This window comes from Burkholderia sp. MSMB1826 (genome assembly GCF_001526325.1).
Lineage (GTDB): Bacteria > Pseudomonadota > Gammaproteobacteria > Burkholderiales > Burkholderiaceae > Burkholderia.
The window spans coordinates 1-542 of sequence record NZ_LOYN01000039.1; the positions used below are offsets into that span (position 1 = coordinate 1).

Annotated in this window: 1 protein-coding gene; it reads right to left on the reverse strand. The window is 67.2% G+C overall.

Annotated features, from left to right (window positions below; translation table 11 throughout):
- A partial coding sequence (locus WS95_RS23280) for an NAD(P)/FAD-dependent oxidoreductase (protein WP_179950226.1) occupies window positions 1-542 on the reverse strand: 542 nt, incomplete at both ends.

The window sequence follows — 542 nt, forward strand, 5'->3', positions numbered from 1 at the left end:
CGACCATCAGCGTGCCGAGGTACAGGCCCTTGGCCATCCACTGCTTGAAGTTGCGCGCGCGGTACAGCTCCGTGTACAGCCACGATTGCTTGAACGCGTCCGGGTACGCGTTGAGTTCGTCCGACTGGCGGCCGGCCTGCACCGCGTCGAATGCGGCGTCGGCTGCGAGCATGCCGGTCTTGATCGCCGCGTGGCTGCCCTTGATCCGCGACGCGTTCAGGAAGCCCGCGTCGTCGCCGATCAGCGCGCCGCTCGGGAACACCGTCTTCGGCAGCGACAGCAGGCCGCCGGCCGTGATCGCGCGCGCGCCGTACGACACGCGCTTGCCGCCTTCGAGGAACGCGCGGATCGACGGATGCGTCTTGTAGCGCTGGAATTCCTCGAACGGCGACAGGTACGGGTTCGTGTAGCCCAGGCCCACCACGAAGCCGACCACGACCTGGTTGTTGTCCATGTGATACAGGAACGAGCCGCCGTACGTATCCGACTTCAGCGGCCAGCCGGCCGTGTGGATCACGAGGCCCGGCTTGTGCCTGGCCGGA